At 65.0% G+C, this 26,578-nt stretch carries 21 protein-coding genes and 1 tRNA gene; 11 read left to right on the forward strand and 11 right to left on the reverse strand.

All coding sequences use genetic code 11. The features are described 5' to 3' along the window. Positions 1–38: 38 nt before the first annotated feature. The 10 genes from ACP7BY_RS17690 (at position 39) to ACP7BY_RS17735 (ending at position 13,250) form a co-directional block, all read left to right on the forward strand. Positions 39–602, forward strand: coding sequence for a DUF4337 domain-containing protein (locus ACP7BY_RS17690; RefSeq protein WP_033965910.1), 564 nt, complete (start codon positions 39–41; stop codon positions 600–602). 73 nt (positions 603–675) lie between these two features. Next, on the forward strand, positions 676–2,295 hold the full coding sequence (locus ACP7BY_RS17695; protein ID WP_209516791.1) for a SulP family inorganic anion transporter: 1,620 nt from the start codon (positions 676–678) through the stop codon (positions 2,293–2,295). Then, positions 2,292–2,924 (forward strand): ParB-like protein, encoded by a 633-nt coding sequence (locus ACP7BY_RS17700; protein ID WP_033965991.1) that lies wholly within the window; start codon positions 2,292–2,294, stop codon positions 2,922–2,924. Before ACP7BY_RS17695 ends, ACP7BY_RS17700 begins: the two co-directional genes overlap by 4 nt. Positions 2,925–3,114: 190 nt before the next feature. Beyond that, positions 3,115–4,455 carry a carbohydrate porin gene (locus ACP7BY_RS17705; RefSeq protein WP_137903334.1) on the forward strand — a complete coding sequence of 447 codons (1,341 nt, stop codon included), beginning with the start codon at positions 3,115–3,117 and terminating at the stop codon, positions 4,453–4,455. A gap of 67 nt (positions 4,456–4,522) precedes the next feature. Next, a complete protein-coding gene (locus ACP7BY_RS17710; protein ID WP_137903335.1) occupies positions 4,523–7,333 on the forward strand; it encodes a valine--tRNA ligase in 2,811 nt (936 codons plus the stop codon). A gap of 211 nt (positions 7,334–7,544) precedes the next feature. After that, a complete protein-coding gene (locus ACP7BY_RS17715) occupies positions 7,545–8,936 on the forward strand; it encodes an MATE family efflux transporter (RefSeq protein WP_033966590.1) in 1,392 nt (463 codons plus the stop codon). Between the two features lie 48 nt (positions 8,937–8,984). Next, positions 8,985–9,977: a porphobilinogen synthase gene (gene hemB, locus ACP7BY_RS17720; protein WP_033966591.1), complete on the forward strand. Its 993-nt coding sequence runs from the start codon at positions 8,985–8,987 to the stop codon at positions 9,975–9,977. Continuing rightward, on the forward strand, positions 9,974–10,519 hold the full coding sequence (locus ACP7BY_RS17725) for a GNAT family N-acetyltransferase (protein WP_137903336.1): 546 nt from the start codon (positions 9,974–9,976) through the stop codon (positions 10,517–10,519). The genes hemB and ACP7BY_RS17725 overlap by 4 nt, the downstream gene beginning before the upstream one ends. Continuing rightward, on the forward strand, positions 10,516–11,043 hold the full coding sequence (locus tag ACP7BY_RS17730) for a GNAT family N-acetyltransferase (protein WP_033966593.1): 528 nt from the start codon (positions 10,516–10,518) through the stop codon (positions 11,041–11,043). Before ACP7BY_RS17725 ends, ACP7BY_RS17730 begins: the two co-directional genes overlap by 4 nt. Then, on the forward strand, positions 11,043–13,250 hold the full coding sequence (locus ACP7BY_RS17735) for a spermidine synthase (protein ID WP_171010618.1): 2,208 nt from the start codon (positions 11,043–11,045) through the stop codon (positions 13,248–13,250). The genes ACP7BY_RS17730 and ACP7BY_RS17735 overlap by 1 nt, the downstream gene beginning before the upstream one ends. Here ACP7BY_RS17735 and ACP7BY_RS17740 read toward each other — a convergent pair. Further along, complete coding sequence (locus ACP7BY_RS17740; protein WP_197057876.1) at positions 13,247–13,813, reverse strand: hypothetical protein; 567 nt, start codon at positions 13,811–13,813, stop codon at positions 13,247–13,249. The two genes, ACP7BY_RS17735 and ACP7BY_RS17740, sit on opposite strands and share 4 nt — an antisense overlap. Positions 13,814–13,862: 49 nt before the next feature. Here ACP7BY_RS17740 and ACP7BY_RS17745 point away from each other — a divergent pair. After that, a tRNA-Arg gene (locus ACP7BY_RS17745) sits at positions 13,863–13,939 on the forward strand. A gap of 171 nt (positions 13,940–14,110) precedes the next feature. Here the strand turns inward: ACP7BY_RS17745 and ACP7BY_RS17750 are convergent. The 10 genes from ACP7BY_RS17750 to ACP7BY_RS17795 all read right to left on the reverse strand — a co-directional run bounded on the left by ACP7BY_RS17750 (position 14,111) and on the right by ACP7BY_RS17795 (position 26,545). Then, positions 14,111–14,995: a tyrosine-protein phosphatase gene (locus ACP7BY_RS17750; RefSeq protein WP_137903247.1), complete on the reverse strand. Its 885-nt coding sequence runs from the start codon at positions 14,993–14,995 to the stop codon at positions 14,111–14,113. Between the two features lie 25 nt (positions 14,996–15,020). Continuing rightward, positions 15,021–17,480, reverse strand: a complete 2,460-nt coding sequence (locus tag ACP7BY_RS17755) for a TonB-dependent receptor (RefSeq protein ID WP_137903246.1) — start codon at positions 17,478–17,480, stop codon at positions 15,021–15,023. 120 nt (positions 17,481–17,600) lie between these two features. Beyond that, the gene (locus ACP7BY_RS17760) at positions 17,601–18,947 is read right to left on the reverse strand and encodes an ATP-binding protein (RefSeq protein WP_033966595.1); all 1,347 of its coding nucleotides are present in this window, start codon (positions 18,945–18,947) and stop codon (positions 17,601–17,603) included. Between the two features lie 88 nt (positions 18,948–19,035). Beyond that, positions 19,036–19,791, reverse strand: a complete 756-nt coding sequence (locus ACP7BY_RS17765) for a 3'(2'),5'-bisphosphate nucleotidase CysQ (protein WP_033966597.1) — start codon at positions 19,789–19,791, stop codon at positions 19,036–19,038. Continuing rightward, complete coding sequence (cysN, locus tag ACP7BY_RS17770; RefSeq protein ID WP_126849073.1) at positions 19,788–21,686, reverse strand: sulfate adenylyltransferase subunit CysN; 1,899 nt, start codon at positions 21,684–21,686, stop codon at positions 19,788–19,790. Before cysN ends, ACP7BY_RS17765 begins: the two co-directional genes overlap by 4 nt. A gap of 122 nt (positions 21,687–21,808) precedes the next feature. Further along, positions 21,809–22,711 carry a sulfate adenylyltransferase subunit CysD gene (gene cysD, locus ACP7BY_RS17775; protein WP_033963292.1) on the reverse strand — a complete coding sequence of 301 codons (903 nt, stop codon included), beginning with the start codon at positions 22,709–22,711 and terminating at the stop codon, positions 21,809–21,811. A gap of 68 nt (positions 22,712–22,779) precedes the next feature. Continuing rightward, the gene (locus ACP7BY_RS17780; protein WP_033963294.1) at positions 22,780–22,998 is read right to left on the reverse strand and encodes a hypothetical protein; all 219 of its coding nucleotides are present in this window, start codon (positions 22,996–22,998) and stop codon (positions 22,780–22,782) included. Between the two features lie 65 nt (positions 22,999–23,063). Beyond that, on the reverse strand, positions 23,064–24,317 hold the full coding sequence (locus tag ACP7BY_RS17785) for an N-succinylarginine dihydrolase (protein WP_137903245.1): 1,254 nt from the start codon (positions 24,315–24,317) through the stop codon (positions 23,064–23,066). A 6-nt stretch (positions 24,318–24,323) separates the two neighbouring features. Beyond that, entirely contained in the window at positions 24,324–25,340 is a 1,017-nt protein-coding gene (locus ACP7BY_RS17790) for an arginine N-succinyltransferase (protein ID WP_033963296.1), read from the reverse strand. Next, entirely contained in the window at positions 25,337–26,545 is a 1,209-nt protein-coding gene (locus ACP7BY_RS17795) for a hydrolase (protein ID WP_171010604.1), read from the reverse strand. The genes ACP7BY_RS17790 and ACP7BY_RS17795 overlap by 4 nt, the downstream gene beginning before the upstream one ends. Positions 26,546–26,578: the final 33 nt, after the last annotated feature.

Below are 26,578 nucleotides of genomic sequence, written 5' to 3' on the forward strand. Positions count from 1 at the left end.
TGCTAGCCCCGCGCATGACGATCAGGAAGAGGCAGGAGATGTCGGAAGAAGGTTTTGAAATCCGTGGCGCGCATGAGGAAGAGATCGAAGACCGGGCGCATCACCGTGAGCCCTTGAGCCAGAAGATCGCGCTGTTCTCTGCGGTGTTGGCGACCCTTGGTGCGATCGTCAGTTTCCTGGGCGGCCACACTCAGAACGACGCGCTCTATTACAAGAATGAGGCCGTGCTGATGAAGGCGCGGGCCTCGGATAGCTGGGCCTATTATCAGGCGGAGGATATCAAGCGGCACCTCGCCGACACCGTCGTCAAGATCGCGCCCGCTTCGGCCAGCGCTGCGGCGGCGGATTCGCGCAAATATGCCGAACGTGCCCGGGAACTGCGCGCGACGGCGGAAGAGCTCGATCGCAAATCCGAAGAGGCGGATGCGGAGTCGCGGCGCGCGCTTTCGCCCCATACCAAGCTCGCGATTGCGATGACCTTCATCCAGATCGCGATCGCGCTCGCCTCGATCAGCGCGCTGACGCAGCGGCGCTGGCTGTTGTGGGGCGCAGGCGCGTCTGCGGTACTGGGCGTCGTGCTGAGCGTGGTTGCGTGGATTTAACGCGCGGCGGACCCTTCCAATCTCGACTGTAGCGCGCATGCGTGCAAGCGTGCGGGCGATGGAACGAAACGGAATGAGACGGGACGGCGTCGCAGGCGTGTCGGTGGCGGCGCTGTTGCTGCCCGAGGCGATCGCTTATGGCGGCCTAGCCGGTTTTCCACCGGGCCAGGCGCTGGTCGCGGCGTTGGCCGGGATTGCCGCTTATGCGCTGGTCGGCCGCAGTCGCGTCGCCATTGTTGCGCCGACATCGGCATCGGCCGCGACGCTCGCTGCCGCGACGGCATCGCTTGCCATTGCCGATCCCTCGCAGCGGTTGCTCGCGGCGGTGGCGATGGTCGGGCTGGTGGGGCTGTTGTTTCTCGTTGCGGGGGCGTTGCGGCTTGGGTTTGTCGCGGCGTTCGTATCGCGACCCGTGTTGCGCGGCTTTGCGATCGGGCTGGCGGCGAGCATCGTGCTGCGCCAGTTTATCGCCACCACCGGGGTCGCACCGGGCGATGGCAACGTGCTGTCGCAACTTGCCGTGACCCTCGCCCATATGCCGGGTTGGAACGGTGCAAGCCTTGCGATTGGGGCGGTTGCGCTCGCGGTGGCGGTGCTGTTGCGGCGCTGGCCCGCTGTTCCCAGTGCGCTGATATTGCTCGCATTGGGCGCGCTTACCGCGTCGATCGTTGATTTGCGGGCATGGCACGTCCCCTTGGTCGGCGCGATCGACCTGACCTTTGCCGCGCCGCGTTTGCCGTTGCTGGATCGCGCACATTGGATCGCGCTCGCCTCTGCCGCCTTGCCGCTGGCGTTGATCGTGTTTGTGGAATCCTGGGGCACGATGCGCTCGCTCGCGCTCAACCGTGGCGAGAGTGTCGACCCCAATCGCGAATTGGTGGCAATCGGTGTTGCCAATCTCGCCGCGGCAGGGGTGGGCGGGCAGGTGGTGGGGGCGGGGTTTTCCGCTGCGTCCGCCAATGACAGCGCCGGCGCGGCGACGCGGCGGGCGAGCTTGATCGCGGGGTGCGGGCTGGCAGTATTGATGGCGCTTGGGCTGGGTCTGGTCGCGCGCGTGCCGATGCCGGTCCTGGCGGCGGTGGTGGTTTCGGCTTTGCTCCATGCGCTTGACCCGTCGCCCTTGCGGCGGCTGTGGCGGATCGACCGCGACCAATATGTGGCGAGCGCAGCGGCGCTGGGCGTGCTGGTGCTCGGCGTCCTGTACGGGATGTTGCTGGCGGTGCTGCTCTCGGTGCTGGCGATCATTCACCGGCTGGCGTCGCCTGAAGTGGTCGAACTTGGGCGGCTGGGCGAAGGTCGCGACTTTGTCGATCGGTCGCGCCACCCGGAGGCATTGGTGCAACCGGATGTGGTGGTGCTGCGGCCGGGCGAGCCCTTGTTCTTCGCCAATGCCGAACGGATCATGGCGCTGGTCGAACGGCGCGCAGTGGCGCAGGATGCGCATACGGTGATCCTCAGCCTGGAGGAAAGCAGCGATTTGGATAGCACGGCGGTGGACGTTCTAGGCGAAGCGTCGATCCGGCTGGGCGCGGCCGGGCGTGCCTTGGTGCTGGCACGGCTGAAGGATCCGGTGCGCGATTTGCTCAATGAGAGCGGCACCGCGCAGATCGCACTGGCCGGGCGCAGCGCGCGCAGTGTCGCCGATGCGGTCGATGCGGCAACACGCCCATTTTCAAAGGAGATGACGGTATGAGAACCAGCCGCGAGCCCATGCTTCTTCCCGTACCCCTCGATGCGCTGAGGCCGACGCAGATGACGGTCGGCCTGCGCGAGGTCGAGCGCAAGCGCGCCGAATGGCGCGGACAGCGCGACGATGCCGGCAAGTATCTTGGGCGGCACATGATCCCGGTGGTGCTCGGCCCCAAGGGCAAATCCTATGTGATCGACCATCATCACCTTGCCCGCGCGCTGGTCGAGGAGGGGCAGGAGGAAGTGCTGACCACCGTGGTCGCCGATCTGCGACCGCTCAGCCAGGATGCCTTCTGGGTGTTCCTCGACAATCGCGGCTGGCTGCACCCGTTCGACGAACAGGGGCAGCGTCGGGGCTATGCCGATATTCCGAAACGCATTCGCGACCTTGCCGACGATCCGTTCCGCTCGCTCGCGGGGGCGGTGCGCCAGGCGGGCGGCTATGCCAAGGAAACCACGCCGTTCAGCGAGTTTATCTGGGCCGACTATCTGCGGCGTTTGATCAAGCAAACGACGGTCGCGAAGAATTTCGACAAGGCGCTCGACAAGGCATTGGGCTATGCGCGGTCGCATGAGGCGCGGTTCATGCCGGGCTGGTGTGGTGTCGACCCGGACCTTGCGCATCACGTATGAACCGCGCGGTTTCCGGCTAGCATCGGCGGGTAGGGGCGATTACGGGGCGTGGCGATGTTGCGCCGCCGAATCCGAAGCCGGGCGGTTGGCGGGGCATTCTTAACAAGCAGATCGTCCGCTTCTGGTACTGGATAGGTGTGCGCACCCCGTTTGGGCGTACCGGCGCTGGCGCGTACATTCGGAGTCGCCGATGCGCATCTACCTCCTGGCTCTTCTGGCTGGCATTGCAGCACCGGCGATGGCGCAAACCACGCCAGCCGCCGTTTCGGGCAACGACCCCTCGACTTCGTCGCAGTCCGACGTTTTCGCCATCCACGGCCAGTTCACCCTCACCGCGCAAGGTACGCCGGGCTTCACCTCGCCTTATGCCGGGCCAAACAGCCTGACCCCGCACCAGATCAAGGAAACGACCGACGCGACGCTCTATGCCGGGGTGCGCCCGTGGCAGGGCGGCGAGGTGTGGATCAACCCGGAAATGGACCAGGGCTTTGGCCTGTCCAACACGCTGGGCGTCGCGGGTTTCCCCAGTGCGGAGGCGTATAAGGTCGGCAAGAGCAATCCCTATTTCCGGCTGCAGCGGCTGTTCTTCCGCCAGACGATCAATCTGGGCGGCGCGCGCGACGATGCGACGGCGACGCTCAACCAGTTCGCCGCGCGGCGAACCGCCGACCGGGTGGTGCTGACGCTCGGCAAGTTCGGTGTCGGCGATGTGTTCGACACCAATCGCTATGCGCACGATCCGCGCGCCGATTTCCTCAACTGGACGCTCGTCGATGCGGGCAGCTTCGATTATGCCGCCGACGCCTGGGGGTATAGCACCGGCGCGGCGGTGGAATGGTATCGGGGGCCGTGGACGGTGCGGGCCGGGCTGTTCAACCTCTCCAAAATCCCCAATGGCGAGATGCTGGAGCGCGATTTCAGCCAGTTTCAACTCGATGGCGAAATCGAGCATCGCCACACGATCGGGGACCGCGACGGCGCTGTCCGCGTCACCGTGTTCCGCAATCATGGGCGGTTCGGTCGCTTCGACGATGCGCTGGCGCTTGCTGTAAAGACGGGCACGGCTCCCGACACCGCGCTGGTGCGCGATTGGCGGACGCGGATCGGCGCGTCGGTCAATCTGGAGCAGGCGGTGACGGCATCGGTCGGGGTGTTTGCGCGCGCGGGGATCGCGGACGGGCAGATCGAGCCCTATGATTTCACCGATGTCGATCGCACCGCCTCTGCTGGCGTTTCGATCAAGGGCGCGTCGTGGGGGCGCGGCGGCGACACGGTCGGGATCGCCGCCGTCGTCAACGGCATCTCCGCTGTGCATCAGCGCTATCTCGATGCGGGTGGCGTGGGGGTGCTGGTCGGTGACGGCAAACTGCCGCATCCGGGCGCGGAAGCGATTGGCGAAGTCTATTATGCGTGGGTGCCGATCGAGCCGGTTTCGATCACCGCTGATTATCAGTTGATCGGCAACCCCGGCTACAACCGCGATCGCGGGCCGATCAGCGCCTTTGCGATCCGGCTGCACGGGCAGTTTTGAGGTTGGGCAAGGCGGTCCGGCCGGGCCGCCCTTTTCTTTTGCGGCGTCGCGGCTAAAGCCAGACGCTATGAGCGAGCTTCCAAAAACCTTCGACCCCGCCGAAATCGAACAGCGCTGGTATGCGCATTGGGAAAGCACGGGCCAGTTCCGCCCGGATCGTCCCGGTGCCGAGCCGTGGACCATCGTCAACCCGCCGCCCAACGTGACGGGTTCGCTCCACATCGGCCATGCGCTCGACAATACGCTGCAGGACATCCTTGCGCGCCACGCCCGCTTGCAGGGCAAGGATGCCTTGTGGGTGGTCGGCACCGACCATGCCGGCATCGCCACGCAAATGGTGGTCGAGCGGCAACTGAATGAGCGGCAGGACAAGCGCACCAATTACACGCGCGAGCAATTCGTCGAAAAAGTGTGGACGTGGAAGGAAGAGAGCGGCGGGGAAATCACCCAGCAGCTCCGCCGCCTCGGCTGCTCGATGGACTGGGCAAACGAGCGCTTCACCATGGACGAGGGCTTTTCCAAAGCCGTCCTCAAGGTGTTCGTCGATCTGCACAAGGAAGGGCTGATTTACCGCGACAAGCGGCTGGTGAACTGGGACCCCGGCCTCGGCACCGCGATCAGCGACCTCGAGGTCGAGACGCGCGAGATCAAGGGCAGCTTCTGGCATCTGCGCTATCCGCTGGCGGATGGTTCGGGTTTCATCGAAGTCGCGACCACGCGGCCCGAAACGATGCTCGCCGATATGGCGGTCGCGGTGAACGCAGCGGACGAACGCTACACCCATCTCGTCGGCAAGCATGTGAAGCTGCCGATCACCGGCCGCCTGATCCCGATCATCACCGACGATCATGCCGACCCTGAGCTTGGCTCGGGCGCGGTGAAGATCACACCGGGGCATGATTTCAACGATTTCGAAGTGGGAAAACGCGCCGGCATCGCGGCGGGCGCAATGCTCAACATGCTCGATGCCAAGGCGCAAGTCGTGCAGGTCGCCGATCCCACCGGGTTGATCCCCGACGCGTTCCTGGGCCTGACCACGGCCGAGGCGCGCAAGGCGGTGGTCGCGCAGTTGAAGGCCGACGGCTTCCTGATCCCGCACATCGACAAGGACGGCACCGAACACGACGCCGAACCGCGCACGATCCAGACGCCTTACGGTGATCGTTCGGGCGTGGTGATCGAGCCTTGGCTGACCGACCAATGGTATGTCGACGCCGCGACGCTGGCGAAACCCGCGATCGAGGCGGTGCGCTCGGGCGCGATCCAGATCGTGCCCAAGACCTGGGAAAAGACCTATTTCAACTGGATGGAGAACATCCAGCCGTGGTGCGTCTCGCGCCAGCTATGGTGGGGGCACCGGATTCCGGCGTGGTTCGCCGAGGACGGTTCGAGCTACGTCGCCATGACCGAGGCCGAAGCGCAAGCCCAGGCCGGCGAAGGCGTCGCGCTGACGCAAGACCCCGACGTCCTCGACACCTGGTTCTCCTCGGCGCTCTGGCCGTTCGCAACGATGGGGTGGCCGGATGAGGGCACCACTCCCCCGTTCGCTTCGAGCGAAGTCGAGAAGCCTGCGCTGGCGGTGACCGGTGTCTCGACTTCGCTCGACACGAACGGTGAGGGAGCGAGCAACGGTTTCCTAAACCGCCCCCCGCAACTCCACGGCCGTTACCCGAACGACGTGCTCATCTCGGGCTTCGACATCCTGTTCTTCTGGGATGCGCGGATGATGATGCAGGGCATCCACTTTATGGGCGATGTGCCGTTCAAGAAGCTCTATTTGCACGGCCTCGTCCGCGCGGCGGACGGGCAGAAGATGTCCAAGTCCAAGGGCAATGTCGTCAACCCGCTCGGGCTGATCGACAAATATGGCGCCGACGCTTTGCGCTTCTTCATGGCGGCGATGGAAAGCCAGGGCCGCGACATCAAGATGGATGAGAAGCGCGTCGAGGGCTATCGCAACTTCGCGACCAAGCTGTGGAACGCCTGCCGCTTCGCGCAAGCCAACGGCATCGGCGCGAGCAAGACGCTCGATGCGCCGGAGGCGACACTCGCGGTCAACAAATGGATCATCGCCGAGACGATCTCGACGGTCCAGGCGGTCGATCTCGCGCTCGCCGATCTGCGCTTCGATGGCGCGGCGAACGCGGTCTATCAGTTCGTGTGGAGCCGCTTCTGCGACTGGTATCTGGAGCTGATCAAGCCGGTGCTCGGGCAGATGGACGCCCCCGCGACCGGTGCGGAGGCCGATGAGACCCGTGCCGTCGCCGGTTGGGTGATCGACCAGATCCTCGTGCTGCTGCACCCGTTCATGCCGTTCATCACCGAGGAACTGTGGCACGCCATGGGCCCGCGCGAGAATGATCTGATCGTCGCCAAATGGCCGATGGCGGATGCACGCTCGATCGATCCTGCCGCCAGCCAGGAAATCGACTGGGTGATCCGCCTGATCGGCGAAGTCCGCGCCGCGCGGACGGAACTGGGCGTGTCGCCGGGCACGCGCATGCCGGTGCATATCCGTGATGCCAGCGCCGAAACGCTCGCACGGATCGAGCGCCAGGCGGGCGTCATCGCACGCCTTGCGCGCATCGACGTCACGCCGGGGGATGGCCCGGCCGGCGGGGCGGTGCAGGTGGTGGTCGATGAGGCGACCTTCGTCCTGCCGCTCGAAGGCGTGATCGACCTCGATGCCGAGCGCGCGCGCCTGACCAAGGGCATTGAGGCTGCCGCGAAGGAGCGCGACGCACTCGCAGGGCGGCTGGGCAATCCCAGCTTTGTCGAGCGCGCCAAGCCCGAAGCGGTCGAAAAGGCCCGCGCCGACCATGCCGAAAAGGCCGCCGAGGCCGAGCGGCTGAGCGCGGCACTGGCGCGGCTGGGTTAAAATTCCCCTCCCGCTTGCGGGAGGGGTTAGGGGAGGGCATGGGCGTACCGTGAGCGATCGTACAAGCCCTCCCCCAGCCCCTCCCGCAAGCGGGAGGGGAGTAATAGGGGCAGCCCCTCCCGCAAGCGGGAGGGGAGCCTTAGCGGCAGCGCCTCCGGTAAGGGGCAGGGGCGGCAAGCACGATCTCACCTCCGGCCCGATCGGGCGGACGCTGCTCGCCTTCGCGCTGCCCACGCTCGGCGCGAACATCCTCCAGTCGCTCAACGGGTCGATCAACACGATCTGGGTCGGGCGCTTTCTGGGTGAGGGCGCGGTGGCGGCGACTGCCAATGCCAACACGATCATGTTCCTGATGTTTGCTGGCATCTTCGGCTTCGGCATGGCGGCGACAATCCTGATCGGCCAGAGTATCGGCCGCCGCGACATTGAGGGGGCGCGGCGTGCGTTCGGCGCGTCGATCGGGTTGGTAATGGGCGCGGCGGTGGTGATCGCGGTGCTCGGCTGGATCTTCACGCCCGAAATCCTGAAGGTGCTCGCCACCCCGCCCAGCGTGATGCCGCTGGCGCTCGAGTATCTGCGCGTCATCTTCCTCGGGCTCCCCGCGACGCTGCTGCTGGTGCTGCTCGGCATGGCGCTGCGCGGCGTCGGCGATTCGATCACGCCCTTGTGGTTCACGGTGCTGAGTGTCGTGCTCGACAGCGGGCTCAACCCTGTTTTCATCCGCGGCTGGTTCGGCATGCCGGCCATGGGCATCGCCGGGTCCGCCACCGCGACGCTCATCTCCGCGCATGTCGCAGCATTTGGGCTGCTCGCTTTTATCTATCTGCGTGATTTGCCGATCCGGCTGCGCGGGCATGAACTGACCTGGTTGATCCCGTCCCCCGCCTTGATCCGCACGATCATCGGCAAGGGCCTGCCAATGGGCGCGCAGATGCTGGTCGTGTCCTTCGCCGCGCTGACGATGACCGGCCTCGTCAACCGCTACGGCGTCGACACCAGCGCGGCCTACGGCGTGTCGATGCAATTATGGGGTTATATCCAGATGCCCGCGCTCGCCGTCGGTGCGGCGGTCAGCAGCATGGTCGCGCAGAATATCGGGGCGGGGCTGTGGGATCGGGTCGATCGCATTACCCGGTCGGGCCTGCTGTTCAGCGCCTTGCTCACCTCGACCATGGTGGCTGCGGTGATCCTGTTCGATCGCCCGGTGATGGCGGTGTTCCTCGGCGGCGACAGCCCGGCCTTGCCGATCGCGCGCCATATCCAGGTGCTGGCGAGCTGGAACTTCATCGTCTTCGGCATGACGATGGTGCTGTTCTCGGCGGTGCGCGCGAACGGCGCGGTATGGGCACCTTTGGTGATGCTGATCATCGCCATGTACCCGGTGCGGCTCGGCTTCGCGCTTGCCTTCAAGGGCAGCCTCGGCGCGGATTCCTTGTGGTGGAGCTTCCCGCTCGGCTCGGTCGCGACCTTGCTGATGTCGTCGGTCTATTATCGCTACGGCGGCTGGCGCAAACAGCGGCTGGTGGTCCCCGCCAGCACCGCTGCTGCCCCGACGCAAGCTGCTGCCGCCGAACCCGTCGGCGGGCAACATCCGGTCGGCTGATCACCGACTCGCTTGCGCATGCGTGCGGGCGGTTCCAGAAAGCAGGGCATGACCGCACACTATCCCGCCCTCCGCCTTCGCCGTACCCGCGCCAGCGCGTGGAGCCGTCGGCTCTATGCCGAAACCGTGCTCACCCCGGCCGATCTGATCTGGCCGCTGTTCATTGCCGAAGGGCAGGGCGTGGAAGAGCCGATCGCCTCGCTGCCCGGCGTGTCGCGCTGGTCGGTCGATGGCATCGTCGCGCGCGGTCGTGAGGCGCGCAATCTCGGTATTCCGTGTCTCGCGCTGTTCCCCAATACGCCAGGGCATTTGCGCACCGATGACGGGCGCGAGGCGCTCAACCCCGACAACCTCATGTGCCGCGCGATCCGTGCGCTGAAGGATGCCGTGCCCGAAATCGGGGTGCTGACCGACGTCGCGCTCGATCCCTATACCACCCACGGCCATGACGGTTTGGTCGATGAAGCCGGCTATGTCGTCAACGACATCACCTCGGAGGCGTTGGTCGCCCAAGCGCTCAACCAGGCCGAAGCCGGATCGGACATCATCGCGCCTTCCGACATGATGGACGGTCGCATCGGCGCGATCCGCGACGCGCTGGAGCAAGGCGGGCACCACAATGTCCAGATCATGTCCTATGCCGCGAAATACGCCAGCGCGTTCTACGGCCCGTTCCGCGATGCGGTTGGCAGTCGCGGGCTGCTGAAGGGCGACAAGAAGACCTATCAGATGGATTCGGCCAATGCCGAGGAAGCGCTGCGCGAAGTCGCGCTCGATCTCGCCGAGGGTGCCGACAGCGTCATGGTCAAGCCCGGCTTGCCCTATCTCGACATCGTCGCACGGGTGAAATCGGCGTTCGAAGTGCCGGTGTTCGCGTACCAGGTCAGTGGCGAATATGCGATGATCGAGGCGGCGGTTGCAGCGGGTGCCGCCGAACGCGATCCGATGGTGCTGGAAACGTTGATGGCGTTCAAGCGCGCGGGCTGTTCGGGCGTGCTCACCTATCATGCGGCGCTGGCGGCGCGGTTGCTCGGCGCGTGATAGAGACGATCGTCGAGAGCGAGCGGCTGCGGCTGCGCGTGCCCGGTGCCGCCGACCGCGCGACGCTGCACGGCTGGTTCGGCGACCGCCAAGTGATGGCCGATCTCGGTCCGGTGCGCGACGCCGCCGCATCCGATGCGGTGATCGCGCGGCATGAAGCCTATCGTGCCGATCGCCTCGGCTTCTGGATGGTCGAGCGCCGCGCCGATGGCGTGCCGGTCGGCTTTTGCGGTCTCAAGCCCAGCGATCCCGGCCGCCCGCTGGCCGGCGAGCTCGAAATCGGCTGGATGTTCGGCCCGGCGCATTGGGGGCAGGGCTATGCCGGGGAAGCGGCCCGCGCCGTGATCGACTGGGCCTGGGCCAACCGCACCGACCCGCGCATCGTCGCCGTCACCGCGCGCGTCAACGTCAAGAGCCAGCGGGTAATGGAGCGCATCGGCATGCGCGCCGCGCCAGAGCTCGATTATGAGCATCCAAGCTATCCCGAGGGCGACCGGCTGCGCGACAGCGTCGTCTATGTGATCGACCGCCCCACCGCATGATCGAGACGCCGCGCCTGATCCTGCGCGGCTGGCGCGAAGCGGATGTCGCCCCGTTCCATGCGATGGGGCAGGACGAAGAGGTCATGCGCTATCTCGGCCCCCTCACGACGCTCGACCAAGCGCGCGCCGCCTATAAACGCTGCGTCGCGCGGCAGGCCGAAGCGGGCTGCTGCTTCTGGGCGATCGAACGCAAGAGCGACGCCGCCTTTCTCGGGTTTTGCGGCCTGCAGCAGGGATATGACTTTCTCGAAGGCGAGATCGAGATAGGCTGGCGCTTGCGCCGCGATACGTGGGGGCAGGGCTATGCGCGCGAGGCGGCCGAGGCGAGCCTGGCCTGGGGCTGGGGCCATCTGGATGCACCGCGCATCACCGCGATCACCGTCGCCGCCAACACGCGCAGTTGGGGCCTGATGGAGCGGCTCGGCCTCTCCCGCGTCGAAGGCGGCGATTTCGATCATCCCGCTGTCCCGGAGGGCAGCCCGCTCAAGCGCCACATTCTCTATCGCATCGATCGGCCTGCCTGATGTCCATACGCCTGGTTCGCCCGCTTTTCGTCGTCACGATCCTGGCCAGTTCGTTCCTGCTGTTTCTCGTGCAGCCGATGGTCGCGCGCATGGCGCTGCCGCGCCTCGGCGGCGCGCCTGCGGTGTGGAACTCGGCGATGCTGGTCTATCAGGCGTTGCTGCTCGGCGGGTATGCCTATGCGCATTGGCTGGGGCGGCTTGGGCCCCGCGCGCAAGGCATGATGCATCTCGCCGTGCTGCTGGTTGCCGGGCTGTGGTTGCCGATCGGCCTCAACGCGCTGCAGCCGGGACCGACCGCGCAACCGGCACTATGGGTGCCATGGTTGCTGTGTCTTTCGATCGGGCCGCTGTTTTTCGCAGTGTCGGCGCAGGCACCGCTGCTGCAGCGTTGGTTCAGCCTGTCGCGCGAGGGGGAGGATCCGTATGCGCTGTATGCCGCCTCCAATTTCGGCAGTTTTGCCGGGCTGATCGCCTATCCATTGGTGGTGGAGCCCGGCATGGCGCTTCTCGGCCAGCGCATCCTGTGGAGCAGCGGGTATATCCTGGTCGGCCTGCTGGTCGCTTTATGCGCGGCCATTTTGCCGAAAACCGCACCGGGTGCGGCAGCGCTGGCCAGTCCTGCCCCGCAATCTGCGCCACCCACCGGCCGTCGCGTCGCACACTGGATCGCGCTGGCATTCGTGCCGTCAGGGCTGATGCTGGCCACGTCTACCTACATCTCCACTGATATCGTCGCGATGCCGCTGCTGTGGGTGGTGCCGCTCGGCCTCTATCTGCTGAGCTTCACCGTCGCGTTCGCCACCGATCGCACGATGGCGGATATGCAGACGCGGGTCGCACCGGTCGCGATCCTGCTGTTTGGCGGCATTTTGGTGGCCGGTATGGGGGGCATGCCCTATCTCGGCGCGATCATGGCGCTGGCGCTGTTGTTTCTGGTGTCGGTGGCGCTCAACACCGCCTTGTACCGCATTCGACCCGAGCCGGACCGGCTGACCGGATTCTATTTGGCGATGGCGGTGGGCGGGGCGCTCGGTGGGGTGTTCGCCGCCTTGATCGCCCCGCTCGTGTTCGACTGGACCTATGAATATCCGATCCTGGTGCTCGCGGCCGGGCTATTGGTGCCCCAGCATGCCTTGCTGCGTCCGATCAGAAGATTGTGGGAGGGGAGCGCGCACCGCCGCCATATTCTCACCGGCGTGGTGGCGCTGGTCGTGCTGGGGCTGGTGGGTTTGATTCTGGCGGATGCGGGGCCGGGGCTTGGCGCGCTGCCGCAGGCCGCTTTGTTGGTGATCGTCGTGATCGGGCTGTTATCCATGGGCGCGCGGTGGGCGTTTGTGTCTGTACTGCTTGGCGTGTTGGTCGCGTTCGGCGGATACCGGGCGGTGATGATCTCATTGGAACCGCACGCGCGCACGCGGAGCTATTTCGGCGTTTATACCGTTCATAACGCGGCGACCCAGCGGCAATTGGCACACGGCACTACGGTCCACGGTGTCCAGTTGCTGGGTTCGCCCGCTCGCGAGCGGACCCCGACTGCCTATTATGTCGCAGCGTCGGGGGTTGGCCGCGCAATGCAGGTGCTGCCAATACTGTATGGCGCGCATGCGCGAGTCGGGATTGTCGGTTTGGGGTCGGGAACGCTCGCTTGCTATGCCGTGGCGGGGCAGGATTGGCGCTTTTACGAGATCGACCCGGCGGTGGTGCGGATCGCGCGCGATACCGGCCAGTTCACCTTTCTTTCGCGGTGTCTTCCGCACCCTGGTATCGTGTTGGGGGATGCACGGCTGAACCTTGCGGTTGCGCCCGCGGCGTCGCTTGACCTGTTGGCGCTCGACGCGTTTTCGTCAGATGCGGTGCCGATGCACCTGATGACGCGGGAAGCATTCGCCAGTTATGCGCGCGTCCTCGCTCCACGCGGATTGTTGCTCGTCCACATTTCGAATCGCTTCCTCGATCTTGAACCCGTTGTCGCGGCGGCGGCGCAGGGCGGTGGGTGGTATAGCGCGCAGCTTTTCTATCATCCGCGCGCGATCAATCGCGATGCTGCGACGATGTCGCAATGGATTGCGCTGTCGCGAGACCCGGCGGTGATCCAATCTTTGAAGGCGCGCGATTCGGCCTGGGGACTGGTCAAGCCGCGTGCGGGCTTTGCGCCCTGGACGGATGACTATTCGACCATTTTACCGCTGTTGAAGGCGGGGCGTTAGGCGTCCGGCAGGCGCGCGGCGATCGCCGCGATTCGCGCGCTCTGCGCTTCGAACGCGGCTTGCGCGGCATTGTGCAGGCTGGCGATGGCGGGATAGTCGGGTTTGCCGTCGGCGGCGCGCGCGATCGCCAGCGAATCGATATCGGTCAGCATCGACGAGGTGGTCGCACGATAGTCGTCCAGCCCGGCCAAGGCGGTCTGCGCGGCAATCCAGCGTTCTCCCCCGACTCGGTCGCCCTGCGCCGCACTCGCGAGCCGCTCCGCGGTTTCGGCGGCCGGCGCAAAGGCCGCCGTGGTTTTGTCGAGCGTCTTGCGCAGGTCCGCCAACGCCAGGTCGGTCGCCGGGTCCGCCGCTACGACGGGAATGACGACATCCGGTTCCGCATCGCTGCGCGATTCGATCGCGCGGGGCAGCAGCGACGGGTAGCGGGTCGAGGTTTGCGCGGCACACCCCGCCAATGCCGGGGCGATTGTCAGGATAAACCCCAGCGCGAGGCGGGTGGGGCGGGCGGGCAGGGGGCGGAGCATCATCACGAATTGCTCTATGCCGATGAGAAAGGTCACGCAACGCACTTGCATCTCTCAAAAGACGCCGCTAACAGCGCGTCTCCACGCACCCATAGCTCAGCTGGATAGAGCATCAGACTACGAATCTGAGGGTCGGGCGTTCGAATCGCTCTGGGTGCACCATTCTTTCAAAAGTGTCTGATCGCAGGACGTTACCGGGGTTTCCGGCAACGCCGCGACAGGCACGGCGGCGGGCCGCAGCGACGGACGCCGCCGCTACGCCGTGTGCGCGTTCGCTTTTCAAAAGATCCTGCTAGGTTTTGCCCTTTCCCCGATGTCGGGGAAGGATAGGCGTCATTCGAGATAGGCGCGGCGCAAGCGGGCGAGGTCTGCGTCCGACAATCCCATTTCGTCGCGGAGCCAGCCGCGCGCGCCGCCGCGATGCGAATCGAGCACCTTCAGGGCGGCCTCGATATAGCTGCGATCGGCGTTGAGCAGCGCCTGCATCACCGGTGACGGCATTTGGCCGATCGAACCGGCGGTCGCCTTGCTGTCCTTCGCCAGCAGCGTTCTGGCGTTGAGATAGCGGTTGGTAAGCAGATAGTCCTCGACCACGGTCGCGCGGGGCACGCCAAGCGCAGTCAGCAACAGCGCGGCGGCGACGCCGGTGCGGTCCTTGCCAGCCGAACAGTTGAAAGCGAGCGGGGCATGGCCCGCCAGCAATTCATCGAACATCCGGCGATATTGGTCGTGAAACTGCACCAGCATATGCGGATAGCTCGCCGCCATGGCCGCGCGGGCGGATTCGGCGGTCCAGTCTTTCATTGGTCCGGCCGGCATGAAGCCCGCCATGTCGAGTCTGTAATCGGCGCTCAGCACGTGCGGTGCGCCCGCTGCGGGCCAGTTGACCGGCTCGGAAGCGCGCTCGCGCGTGTCGCGGAAGTCGCACACGACACGAATGCCGCGCCGTTCGAGATAGGCATAATCGCTGTCGGTCAGTCCGTGCATCGAGCCGGAGCGGAACAGCAGGCCCCATTTGACGTGGCGACCATCGGCGGTGCGATAGCCGCCTAGATCGCGAAAGTTGCGTCCGCCCTGCAACGGCAGCAACCGCTCATGCGGTGCCGCCGTTGCGATCGGGGTATCGGCCCGGGCGGGCAGACCTGCCGCCCCGCTCGCCAACATTACCGCAGCCATTGCGGCAAAGGTAAGTCTCAGTCGAAACGGGGCGATCTTCATGGTCTGTCTCCGGGATCGGATCGTCTTAGAACTTGACCTGCACCTGCCCGCCGAAGGTCCGCGCTTCGTTAAAGAAGCCGTTGTAACCGCTGGTGAGGCTGAGCGCCCGGTAGAACACATGCTGTTCGTTGAACAAATTGCGCGCCCAGACCGAGACCGTCACGCGCGCGTCGCCCCGGCCCATGTCGATATCGGCGAGCGCGAGCGTGCCGTTGACGATGAACGCGCTGTCGCCCTTGGGCTGATACACATTGCCGGGGTTGCCCGCGCCCAGATAGAGGACGTCGTTTCCGTTGGCATAGAAGCCGCTGTCATAATTGCCGTCGAGATGCGCTCGGACCGTGGCACCCTGGAGCGGCACCTCATAGTCGATTGTGCCGCTTGCCCCATGTTTCGGCGTGTAGGTCTGGTAAATCGGGACCGGGGTGTTGTTGACCGTGCCGCCTGCGGTTGCCGGGAAGGGATTGGCGGTCGAGGGGATGCGGACATAGGTATAAGCGTAGGATGCGCCCAGCGTCAGATGCGGGACTGGGGTGAGCTTGAAATCCGCCTCGACGCCGTGGATGCCACCGGTGCCCGGTGCGTTGAGCGTTTCGGTGGTCGTGCGGTTGCTGCGCGTCAGCACACCGCCGACGATCGTCTCATACAGACCCGAGAAATCGACCTGCACGTTCTTATACGTCCCGGCATAGGCCGAAACGTTGAAGCGCGCGTGGCGGTTGAAGAACTCGGTCTTCAGGCCGGCTTCGAACACCGACACCGTTTCGGGATTGAAGGCGAGATATTGCAGCGAGCGCGAATTTGCACCGCCCGATTTATAACCCGTGCTCCATTTGCCATACACATGGATGTCGCGCGACACGTCGACGAGGACGTTGACCATCGGATCGACGCGCGACCAATGCGCATCGAGATAGCGGGTGCCGCTGACGCCGAAGACCACCGGGGTCGCCCCGTTCACTGTAAAGAGTTGCCCATGCTTGGCATCGCGCGTCCAGCGCAGGCCGCCGGTAACGTGGATCGCGTCGTCCAAGAGCGCGGGGGTGTAGGTCGCCTGACCGAAAGCACCGACGCTGGTGGTGGTGACATGGCTGGCGCGGTCGATGCGCTGCGAATCATAGGACTGCGGCAGGCTTGCCCAATTGACGACGTCGGTGCGGAAGTTTTGCGGTAAGATGATGTAATTGGTGCAGGTCGTGTCGGTGCACTGATTGGTGAAGAAGGCCTGCGCGTTATCCTGAACCCGCTCCTGATAATAAAGCGCGCCAAAGACATATTTAAGGCGCGGCAGCTCGCCGATGGCCTGAAATTCCTGGCTGATCTGATTTTGGCGGAACTGGGCGAGGCTGTAGCGGGCGAATAGCAGTGGCACGGTCGCTCCGCTTGCGTCCTTGGACGTGAACACGCCCGTGCCGTTCGACAAGGTCGTTGCGGCCGATCCATTGTCATATTGGCTCTGCGTCAGCGAGCGATAGGAGGTGATCGACTTCAACGTCAGGGTATTTGAGGGCTTATACTCCAGCGTCAGCTCATGGCCGTGAACCTTGCCGACGCTCGGTTGTTCCGGCACGCCGACATTGGCGACGTCGGCGCGTGTCGCCTGAACGGTGCCGAGCGGTGCCTGCTTGTTGCTACCGGGAGCAAGCAACTGCAGATACAGCGACGTCGAGGCATCATAAGAGGTGTCGAACGCGTAATCGGCGCTGAAATCCGATGTCGGATTCCACAGCGCTTCCACGCGAACGCCGCGCTTGTCGTAAGCATTGAAGCCCGATGCACCCGTCAACGTGTTTTTCACCAGCGGATCGCGGTGGCTGACGACTCCATCGATCTTGAGCGCAATCCCAGCGACCGACGGCAAGTCGATATGTCCCTCGGCTTTGTAGCTGCCGAAATTGCCGGCCCCGGCGATCAGGTTTGCGTGAAACTCCCCGGTCGGCTTTTTGGTGGTGATGTTGATCGCGCCGCCTTCGGTATTGCGACCGAACAGCGTGCCTTGCGGGCCTTTCAGCACTTCCAGGCTGTCAATGTCGAACAGCGCGGTGCCGAGGCCCTGCGCACGGCCGAGATAGACGCCGTTGACGTACACACCGACACCCTGGTCGCGTGCGGGCTGGTTGCCGTCCGACAGCACACCGACACCGCGAATATTCACGATCAGCGCGGAGTTGCGCGAATAGAAAGGCGCAACCTTCAACGACGGGATCGAACCGTCCGTGAGATCGGCGAGCGAAACGACATGCCGGTTTGCAAGATCGGCTCCGCTCAGCACCGAAATCGAGATCGGAGTCCTTTGCGCGGTTTGCGGCCGCTTCTCAGCCGTGACCACGATGTCGCCAAGCTGGTCCCCTTCGCTGGCGGCGGCGGGCACGGTCGGCGCGGTCTCGGGTGCAGTGGCCGCATAGGCTGGCGACACGGCGATGATCGAGCAAAATGCGGTCGCCGCGAGCAGCCGAGCCGTTACAGTGTGGTGCTTGATGTTCATTGGATCCCCCGTTCTTAAGAACTGTCGGGGCTCCCGTGTGCGTGTTTCGTGTCGTGTGCGTTACGAATATCGTTCAAAAATGTTGCGATGCACAATTATGGAAAAATTCGCCCTTGGCCGTCAGGCGCTTGGCGGTGTCGTCGGTAAAATGACCGTGACGCGCAAGCCGCCCAGCGGAGAGTGCCCGGCCTCGATCCGCCCGTGATGGGCCTCGACGATGGCTTGGGCCGTGGCAAGGCCAAGACCCGAGGTGGTGACGGACTCTCCCGGCAATTTGGTGGTTCGATAGAAGGGCTCGAACAATTGCTGCGCCAGCCCGACGTCGACGCCCGGCGCACTGTCGTCGATGATCAGCCGCCAGGCATTGCGATGCCCCTCAAGCCCCAGAGCGATGCGTCCTCCCGCTGGCGTGTAGCGCAGGCTGCTTTCGATCAGCGCGGTGAACAATTGCTCGATCCGGGCACCGTCCCATTTCACCAGTACCGTCGTGGACGGCAATTGCCCGGGTTCTACCGACACCGATTGCGCCTTGGCGCGGCGGCTATTGGCCCACACCGCATTGTGGATCAGCGCGACCGGATCGACCGTCGCGAAGGTAACGGGCAGGCGACCGAGATCGGCCAACGCGACGGCGTGCAGATCCTCCGCCATTTCCTGCAAGCGTTGCACGCCTTCCGCCACCTCGGCGAAATCCCGCTGATTGTCCGGCATCTTGTGGTATAACGCGGCAACGTTTTCACCGAGCCGAAGAACGGGAACCCGTAATTCTTCGGACACCGCCACCAACCATGTCCGTCGTGCGGATTCGAGCCGGTCGAACCGCCGGGCGATGTGGCTGAGGTTGCGCATGGTCGCGCGCGTTTCGACCGGGCCGGTTTCGGAGAAATCGGTTTCGAAATCGCCATGCGCAATCGCGCGACTGGCGCGAAATAGCGCGCGTTGCGGGCGCGTCCAGCGCGCAGCGATACCCTGGCCGCAGCCAAGCAGGATCAGCAGCGTTGCGAACGCGGCCACCGCGATCCCCAGCAGTTGATCGCGGACGAAGGCGTAGCTTGCCTGGGTCTCCGCGCTTCCCGAGACAATCTTGAGGACGCCGAGCGTTTGCCCGGCCAGCGTCACCGGATGGGTGGCGCGGACACCGTCTGCATCCGGTGCTGCCCCTGCCAGGCGCTGACCCGTCACGGTATAGAGCGCGACGCGGTTCTTTAGCGGAGGGAGCGCGTCGCCGACCCCGGTGTTGTGATCTTCCAACTCCTGCGCGGCCGACAAGGCACCCGCCAGAGGCGTGCCCGCGCGAATCTGTGACGCGATCAGGGCGCTCAACGCGACGAGCGACTGGCGGTCCTGCGCTTCAAGATAAGCATGTTGTCCGCGCTGCAGATTGACGATCAGCGCGCTGCCCGGCAGCACGGCAACCAGCAACGCCTGACCTGCCAGCAGCAGGAACAGTCCCGAAAACAGCCGCACCGATGTATCTCCCCGAGCGGACGGGCGTCCGGTCAGGCGAGGTTTAATGCCGATTCACCATCGAAACAATTGGCCGTTTCGAGGGGGTTCATCCCGACGCGGGATTCTCCGCCGCGACCGCCGCCAACACCGGCCTCGCATATTCCGGGCGACAGATCAGCAAATCGGGCAGCAACGGATTTTGGCAATTGTAGCGTAGCGGCGATCCGTCGATGCGCGAGGCATGCAAGCCCGCCGCCTGGGCCACCGCGACGGGCGCGCAATTGTCCCATTCATATTGCCCGCCGGTGTGCAGGTAGATTTCGGCATCGCCTTGCACCACCGCCATCGCTTTTGCTCCTGCCGACCCCATCGGCACCAGATCCGCGCCGATCGCCGCGGCGACACGCAGCACCAGCGGATGCGCGCGCGTGCGGCTGACCACCATGCGCGGGCGCGCCGGAGCGGGCTGGGGAGAGGCGAAGGCATCGTCGGTGGCAAAGACGCGCTGTACGGCGGGCAGGGCCACGGCCCCCGTCACCGGAGCACCGTCGATGGCAAGCCCGATATGCACCGCCCAATCCGCGCGCCGTTCCCGAAATTCGCGCGTGCCGTCCAGCGGATCGACGATCCATACGCGCTGCGCGGCGCAGCGCGCGCCATCATCGCGTGCCTCTTCCGACAGGATAAAGTCATCGGGTCGTGCGGCGTGGAGCAGCCGCAGGATCAGCGCATTGGCCTCGGCATCCCCGCGATCGCCAAGCTCGGTATCGGCGCACGCCCCTGCTTTGCAGAGGCCAAGCAGCAGTTCGCCAGCGGCAAGCGCGACCGAGCGGGCGAGTTGGGCGTCGGTTTGCGCACTCAAAGGTCGGGACTCCACACGCCCATAATATGTCCGACGATCCGCTCGGCGGCGGCTTCGGGGCTCTCGCGCAACGTGTCGATGCGGATGTCGGGGCGTTCGGGCGCTTCATAGGCGCTCGAAATCCCGGTGAAGTTGGCGATTTTGCCCGCGCGGGCCTTGGCATAGAGGCCTTTCACGTCGCGTGCCTCCGCCTCGGCCAGCGGCGTATCGACGAAGATCTCGACGAATTCCTCGGGCAGCATCGCCCGTACCATCTCGCGTTCGGCGCGGAAGGGCGAGATGAAGGCGGTCAGTACGATCAGCCCCGCATCGGTCATCAGCTTGGCGACTTCCCCGACGCGCCGGATATTCTCGATCCGGTCGGCGTCGGTGAAGCCCAGATCCTTGTTGAGACCGTGGCGCACATTGTCGCCATCGAGCAGGAAGCTGTGGCGGCCGAGCGCGTACAGTTTCTTTTCCACCAGATTGGCGATCGTCGACTTGCCCGATCCCGACAGGCCGGTGAACCACAGCAGGCGCGGCGTCTGGCCTTTTTGCGCGGCGTGCGCGGCGCGGGTGATGTCGACCGCTTGCCAGTGCACGTTTTGCGCGCGGCGCAGCGCGAAGTGGAGCATTCCCGCAGCTACGGTGGCGTTTGTCGCGCGGTCGATCAGGATGAAGCCGCCAAGATCGGCACCTTCGGTGAACGGTTCGAACACCAGATCGCGATCGGTATAGACTTCGGCCACGCCGATATCGTTGAGGGCGAGCGTCCTGACCGACAATTCGGCCAGCGTGTTGACGTCGATCGCGTGGCGCGGCTCCTGCACCGTCGCGCTGACCGTCTGGGTGCCGAGCTTCAGCCAATAGCTGCGCCCGGGCAATAACGGCGTCTCCGCCATCCATACGATCGTCGCCTGGAATTGGTCAGCGACCTGGGGCGGATTGTCGGCAGTGGCGATGACATCGCCGCGCGAACAATCGACTTCGTCGGCCAGTGTCAGCGTGACCGATTGCCCCGCCACCGCTTCGGGCAAATCGCCGTCCATCGTCACGATGCGCGCGATATGGCTGATGCGGCCCGAGGGCAGGATGCGCACGGCATCCCCAGGCTTTACGCGACCGCTCGCGATCAGACCCGAAAAACCACGAAAATCGAGGTCGGGCCGGTTGACCCATTGTACCGGCATGCGGAACGGTCGCGCCTGTGCGACATCGGTTTCGACATCGATCCTCTCGAGATGCTCGATCAACGACGGGCCGGCATACCAGGGCATCGCGTCCGATCGGCTGGCGATATTGTCGCCGACAAAGCCCGAAATCGGGATCGCAGTAAAATCGGTGATACCGATCGCGGTGGCAAAGGCGCGGTAATCGGCGACGATCGTGTCGAACACCCTTTGATCATAGCCGACCAGATCCATTTTGTTCACCGCCAGCACCACGTGGCGCAGGCGCAGCAGGTGCACGAGGAAGCTGTGGCGGCGCGTCTGGGTGAGCACGCCCTTGCGCGCATCGATCAGGATCACTGCGGCATCGGCGGTCGAGGCACCCGTGACCATGTTGCGGGTATATTGTTCGTGGCCCGGCGTATCGGCGACGATGAATTTGCGTTTTTCGGTGGCGAAAAAGCGGTAGGCGACGTCGATCGTGATGCCCTGTTCGCGCTCGGCGGCGAGCCCGTCGACCAGCAAGGCGAAGTCGATATTCTGACCCTGCGTGCCGACACGCTTGCTGTCGGCCTCCAGCGCGGAAAGCTGGTCTGCGAAAATTGCGCGCGAATCGTAGAGCAAGCGGCCGATCAGGGTCGACTTGCCGTCATCGACCGACCCGCAGGTGATGAAGCGCAGTAGCGACTTGCGCTGATGCTGGAGGAGATAGGCGGTGATGTCCGAGGCGATGAGGGCGTCTGGCAAATACTCCCTCTCCCCTCCGGGGAGAGGGTTGGGGAGAGGGGCTGTGTCGAGGAATGGCGCGTGTAATTGCCCCTCTCCCCGACCCTCTCCCCGGAGGGGAGAGGGAGAAGTGCTGGTCGCCATCAGAAATATCCCTCCGCTTTTTTCTTTTCCATACTCGCCGCCTGATCATGGTCGATCGCGCGGCCCTGGCGTTCCGATGTGGTCGTCAGCAGCATTTCCTGGATCACCTCGGGCAAGGTCGATGCCGTACTCTCCACTGCGCCAGTCAGCGGATAACAGCCGAGCGTGCGGAAACGGATCGACCGCTCGACCGGCACTTCACCGGGAGCGAGCCGAAAGCGCTCGTCATCCACCATCAGCAGCACCCCATCGCGCTCCACCGTCGGACGCGGTGCCGCGAGATAGAGCGGGACGATCTCGATGTCTTCGGCGAGGATATATTGCCAGATGTCGAGCTCGGTCCAGTTGGACAGCGGGAAGACGCGGATGCTCTCGCCCTTCGCCTTGCGCGCATTGTAGAGGTGCCACAGTTCGGGCCGCTGTGCCTTGGGGTCCCAGCGCTGGCTGGCCGAGCGGAAGCTGAAGATGCGTTCCTTGGCGCGGCTCTTCTCCTCGTCGCGCCGCGCACCGCCAAAGGCGACGTCATAGCCGCCTGCGGCCAGCGCCTGTTTCAGTCCCTCGGTCTTCCACAGATCGGTGTGCAGGCTGCCATGGTCGAACGGGTTGATGCCCTGCGCTTGGGCCTCGGGGTTCTTGTGGACGATCAGCTCCATCCCCGCCGCTTGCGCCGCGCGGTCGCGCAGGTCGTACATCGCGCGGAATTTCCACGTCGTGTCGACATGCAGCAAGGGGAAAGGCGGGACGCCGGGAAAGAACGCTTTCTTCGCCAGGTGCAGCATAACCGCCGAATCCTTGCCCACAGAATAGAGCATCACCGGGCGCTCGGCCTCGGCGGCGACTTCGCGCAGGATGTGGATGCTTTCGGCTTCGAGCCGCTGGAGATGGGTCAGGGCGACGGACATGATCTGCTCCAGATAGAGCAGAAAGACCGATGTGCGATCAACTTATCCTGTTGTCCCGTAAAGTGGCCTCAAGGGGCGCTGTTGTGCTCGACTGAGTCGAGGATACGCGCGCCCGCCATGAACACGGCGATCGGGCACACCGCGAACAGCAGCCAGCCGCCAATACCCGGATATTGCTGGAGGTAATGCACCCCGCGCTCGACCGCGCCGAGCGCCAGCGCATAGATCACCGCGAACGCTTCGAATTTGTTCTTGATAACGAACAGGCTGCAGAATTTTGTCCACATGCAAAAGGGTTAAGCAAGCGTCGGGCCAATGGCGGATTTGCGTGCTTTGTGATTGTTCTGAATGGTTACTTGTAAATTAACTCGACGATTCCGAGCGTCTCCAGCAGCGCGATGCGCGCTGCGCCGACGCGGTCGACAAGCGAGGGATCGCCAATATCGGCTGGCGCAATCGCCTCGGGCCAATGCTGTTCGATCACCTGCGCGATGAGATTCAGCCGCGCATCGTCCACCAGAAAACGGGTGTCGACCCGCGCCGGATCCGCCACGACCCGCAACCGCAGGCAAGCGGGGCCGCCGCCATTGGCCATGGATTGGCGTACGTCGACCACCTCGACCCTGCGAATCGGGCCGTTGCCTGCAAGCATCGTTTGCAGCCATCGCCACACGGCCGCGTTCTCCCGCGCCTCCTGCGGCACGATCAGCGCCATCGTCGCATCGGGCAGCGTCACGAGCTGGGCATTGAACAGATAGGAAGCGATCGCATCGGCCAGGCTGACGGCATCGGCGGGAACCTCCACGATCTCGGCCCAGGGCGCGCGTTCGCGAATTGCGGCATAGGTGCCTTCGCGATCGGCAAAGGCGCGTTCGTGCGTGAAGAGCACGCGCTCGTTGGACACTGCGACCACATCGTTGTGGAAGGCACCTGCCGCGATCGCTTCGGGGGCCTGTTCGATGAACAGCGTGCGGGCCGGGTCCAGCGCGTGTGCGCGCACCACTGCAGCGCTCGCCTCAAGCCGTTGGCGTGCCGGGAAGCCGCCGCCCGATACGCCATAAACGAACAGCTCGATTCCGGCTGCATCATGGTGTTCGCACAGCCGCATATGGTTTGCGGCACCTTCATCGCCAAAGGGCGCGGGAATGGGCTCGTGGACCGTAAAGGCCGGGTCGGCAAAGGCGAGGCGGAGTTGGCGCAACGTCTCCACCGCCTCATGGCTGCGATGCGGCATGGTGACGAGGTTGGCGACGGTCAGGTGGCAGCGTCCATCCCCTGTGTCGGGGGCGGGCGACACCGTGGCGGCGTTGGCCGCCCACATCGCCGAGGCCGACATCGCCTGCGCCTGCAGGACAGGATCGGCCGCGTCATAGCGGGTCGAAAGGGCGGCCAGCCAGCGGCGGTTAGGCCGGTCATGCGGGAGGAGGATACCCTGCGTCAGCCCCAGCGCCAGATTCGCGCGCATCTTGGCGACGCCCTCCAGCGCGGCGCGGCGCGGATAGGCGGTCGCCCCGGCGTTGCGCGTCGCGGCAAGATTGCCGTGGCTGAGCCCGGCATAATTGTGGCTCGGACCAATGATGCCATCGAAATTGATCTCGCGGATCATGCCCGTTCAGTTCCGCGCGACATGGCTGATCGTATCGCCTTCGGCGACGCCCAGCGCAGCGGCGGTTTCCTGCGCCAGCACGACGCCGTCCTCGCGCGCTTGCAGGGCTCCATAGGTACAGCGAAAATCCGACAATCGCCCGCGCGAAATCAGCGCGGGTTCACCGCCATCGCCGTCAATCGCCGCCACACGCTCGGTTCGAGCGTCACGGATGGTGCGGACCTGGTCGGTCTTGGCCAGCATGGTCGGGCCGCCGTCAAAAATGTCGACATAGTTTTCGTAAGCGAACCCCTCATTCTCCAGCATCCGCATTGCGGCGCGGCCGGAAGGGTGGGGCAGGCCGATCACCGCGCGCGCGCTTTCGGGCAGCATGGCGATGTAGATCGGGTGCTTGGGGAACAGGTCGGCGATGAACTGATGCCCGCGCACCGCGTTGAACTGGTCGGCGTCCTGGAAATTCATCCCGAAGAAGCGCCCGGCAAGGCCATCCCAAAAGGGCGATCCCCCCGCTTCATCGATGATCCCGCGCAATTCGGCGAGCACGCGATCGGCAAAGCGCATGCGGTGCTGGGCAATGAACAAATAGCGGCTGCGCGCCAGCAACATGCCCAGGCCTCCCGCACGTTCGCCCGGATGCAGGAACAGGCCGCCGACTTCGCTGCACCCTTCCAAGTCGGTCGTCAGGCCTAGCATGTCGGCGCGGAAGGTGCGGCCGAGTTCCTTGCTATGCTGCGTCAGCGTGCCGAGCCGATAGCTGTAAAATGGATAGCTCTGCCCGACATGGGTGAAGATCTGGCAGGTGCCGCGCACTTCGCCGGTCGCGAGGTCTTCCAGCACCAGCACGAACAGATCGTCGGCCTTGCTGTCCTCGATCCGGGCGAAGGCGGCGGCGCTACGTTCCAGCTTGGCGCGCAGGGCAGCGCGGTCAGGCGGCAAATTGGTGAAGCCGCCGCCCGTCAATTTCGCCATTTCGTAAAGCGGTTGCAGGTCGCTGTCGCGCGCGGCGCGGATTACGTGAGTCACAAGGCCCCCCTTTGGGCGATACGGAGGATCGTGAGTGCGGAAAGCGCGGCGCGCTCGGGCAGCGATTCGACGATCAGGAATTCATCGGGCGAATGGATCGCGCCGCCGCGCGCTCCCATCGTATCGACCACCGGCACGCCGCATGCCGCGATGGTGTTGCCGTCGCACACTCCTCCCGTGGCGCGCCATGCAATGTCGAGGCCGAGGTCTGCGCCGCATTCCTTGACCAGAGCGAACAATTTTGCGGCACCGGGGTCGATCGGCTTGGGCGGTCGGTTGAAGCTGCCATGGACGGCGATGGAGACGTCGTGCGCGGTTGCGACGTCCGCGGTCACGCGGTCGAGCGCGGCCTGGGCGCGGGCGATCTCGGCGTGGTCGGCGGGGCGGAAGTTGATGCGCAGCACGGCATGGTCGGGCACCACGTTATTCGGGCCGCCGCCCTCGATCCGTGCCGGATTGACCGCGAGCGTCGGGCTACGCAGTGCGAACAGCCGCAGCGCCAGATCGGAAGCGGCGACGATGGCATTGCGGCCTTCGTCGGGGTTGCGCCCGGCATGGGCGCTTTTGCCCGTGACCACGATCGAGAAATTGCCGGTGCCGCCGCGTGCGCCCGCCAGCGTGCCATCGGGGAGCGCGGGCTCATAGGTCAGCGCCGCGATCTTGCCGCGCGCGGCTGCGGCAATCAGCGCAGATGAGGAGAAAGAGCCCGTTTCCTCGTCGGAATTGATCACGACTTCATAGCCGATGCGCGGGGCAAGCGGGCTCGCCTCGACTGCGGACAGGGCGGCCAGCATCACCGCCAGCCCGCTCTTCATGTCGGCAACACCGGGCCCGTTCAGCGTGCCGTCGGGCAGCGTGGTGAGCGTCTGGAAGGGGTGGTCGACCGGATAGACCGTGTCCATATGGCCGGTCAGCAGAATCTGCACCGGCGCATCCGGCCGTACCACCAGGTGCAGATGCTTGCCGTGCTCGACCACCGTCACCGTGCCGTCGGGGGCGACGTTCTGTGCGGCGTTGCCGACAACCAGCGCCGGCTCCCCCGGAAGCGTGCCGAAAGCCGCCACAAGCAATTCGGCCATTTGCGCCAGGCCTGCGAGATTGCGTGTGCCCGAATTGATCGCCGACCACGCTTCAACCTGCGCCAGCATTGGCGCTGTCGCGACATGGTCGATTGCTGCGCGTTCCTCGTCTGTCATCCCCACCATGACGATGGTCTAGCGGGTCACGCGCGCACGCTC

Source organism: Sphingomonas sp. PSPC2-2 (assembly GCF_049897725.1).
Taxonomy (GTDB): Bacteria; Pseudomonadota; Alphaproteobacteria; order Sphingomonadales; family Sphingomonadaceae; genus Sphingomonas.

Bases quoted from the DNA above. Each gene is read 5' to 3' on its own strand.
- ACP7BY_RS17690 (WP_033965910.1), top strand. From the start codon at position 39: ATGTCGGAAGAAGGTTTTGAAATCCGTGGCGCGCATGAGGAAGAGATC.
- ACP7BY_RS17695 (WP_209516791.1), top strand. From the start codon at position 676: ATGAGACGGGACGGCGTCGCAGGCGTGTCGGTGGCGGCGCTGTTGCTG.
- ACP7BY_RS17700 (WP_033965991.1), top strand. From the start codon at position 2,292: ATGAGAACCAGCCGCGAGCCCATGCTTCTTCCCGTACCCCTCGATGCG.
- ACP7BY_RS17705 (WP_137903334.1), top strand. From the start codon at position 3,115: ATGCGCATCTACCTCCTGGCTCTTCTGGCTGGCATTGCAGCACCGGCG.
- ACP7BY_RS17710 (WP_137903335.1), top strand. From the start codon at position 4,523: ATGAGCGAGCTTCCAAAAACCTTCGACCCCGCCGAAATCGAACAGCGC.
- hemB (WP_033966591.1), top strand. From the start codon at position 8,985: ATGACCGCACACTATCCCGCCCTCCGCCTTCGCCGTACCCGCGCCAGC.
- ACP7BY_RS17730 (WP_033966593.1), top strand. From the start codon at position 10,516: ATGATCGAGACGCCGCGCCTGATCCTGCGCGGCTGGCGCGAAGCGGAT.
- ACP7BY_RS17735 (WP_171010618.1), top strand. From the start codon at position 11,043: ATGTCCATACGCCTGGTTCGCCCGCTTTTCGTCGTCACGATCCTGGCC.
- ACP7BY_RS17750 (WP_137903247.1), bottom strand. From the start codon at position 14,995: ATGAAGATCGCCCCGTTTCGACTGAGACTTACCTTTGCCGCAATGGCT.
- ACP7BY_RS17755 (WP_137903246.1), bottom strand. From the start codon at position 17,480: ATGAACATCAAGCACCACACTGTAACGGCTCGGCTGCTCGCGGCGACC.
- cysD (WP_033963292.1), bottom strand. From the start codon at position 22,711: ATGTCCGTCGCCCTGACCCATCTCCAGCGGCTCGAAGCCGAAAGCATC.
- ACP7BY_RS17780 (WP_033963294.1), bottom strand. From the start codon at position 22,998: ATGTGGACAAAATTCTGCAGCCTGTTCGTTATCAAGAACAAATTCGAA.
- ACP7BY_RS17785 (WP_137903245.1), bottom strand. From the start codon at position 24,317: ATGATCCGCGAGATCAATTTCGATGGCATCATTGGTCCGAGCCACAAT.
- ACP7BY_RS17795 (WP_171010604.1), bottom strand. From the start codon at position 26,545: ATGGTGGGGATGACAGACGAGGAACGCGCAGCAATCGACCATGTCGCG.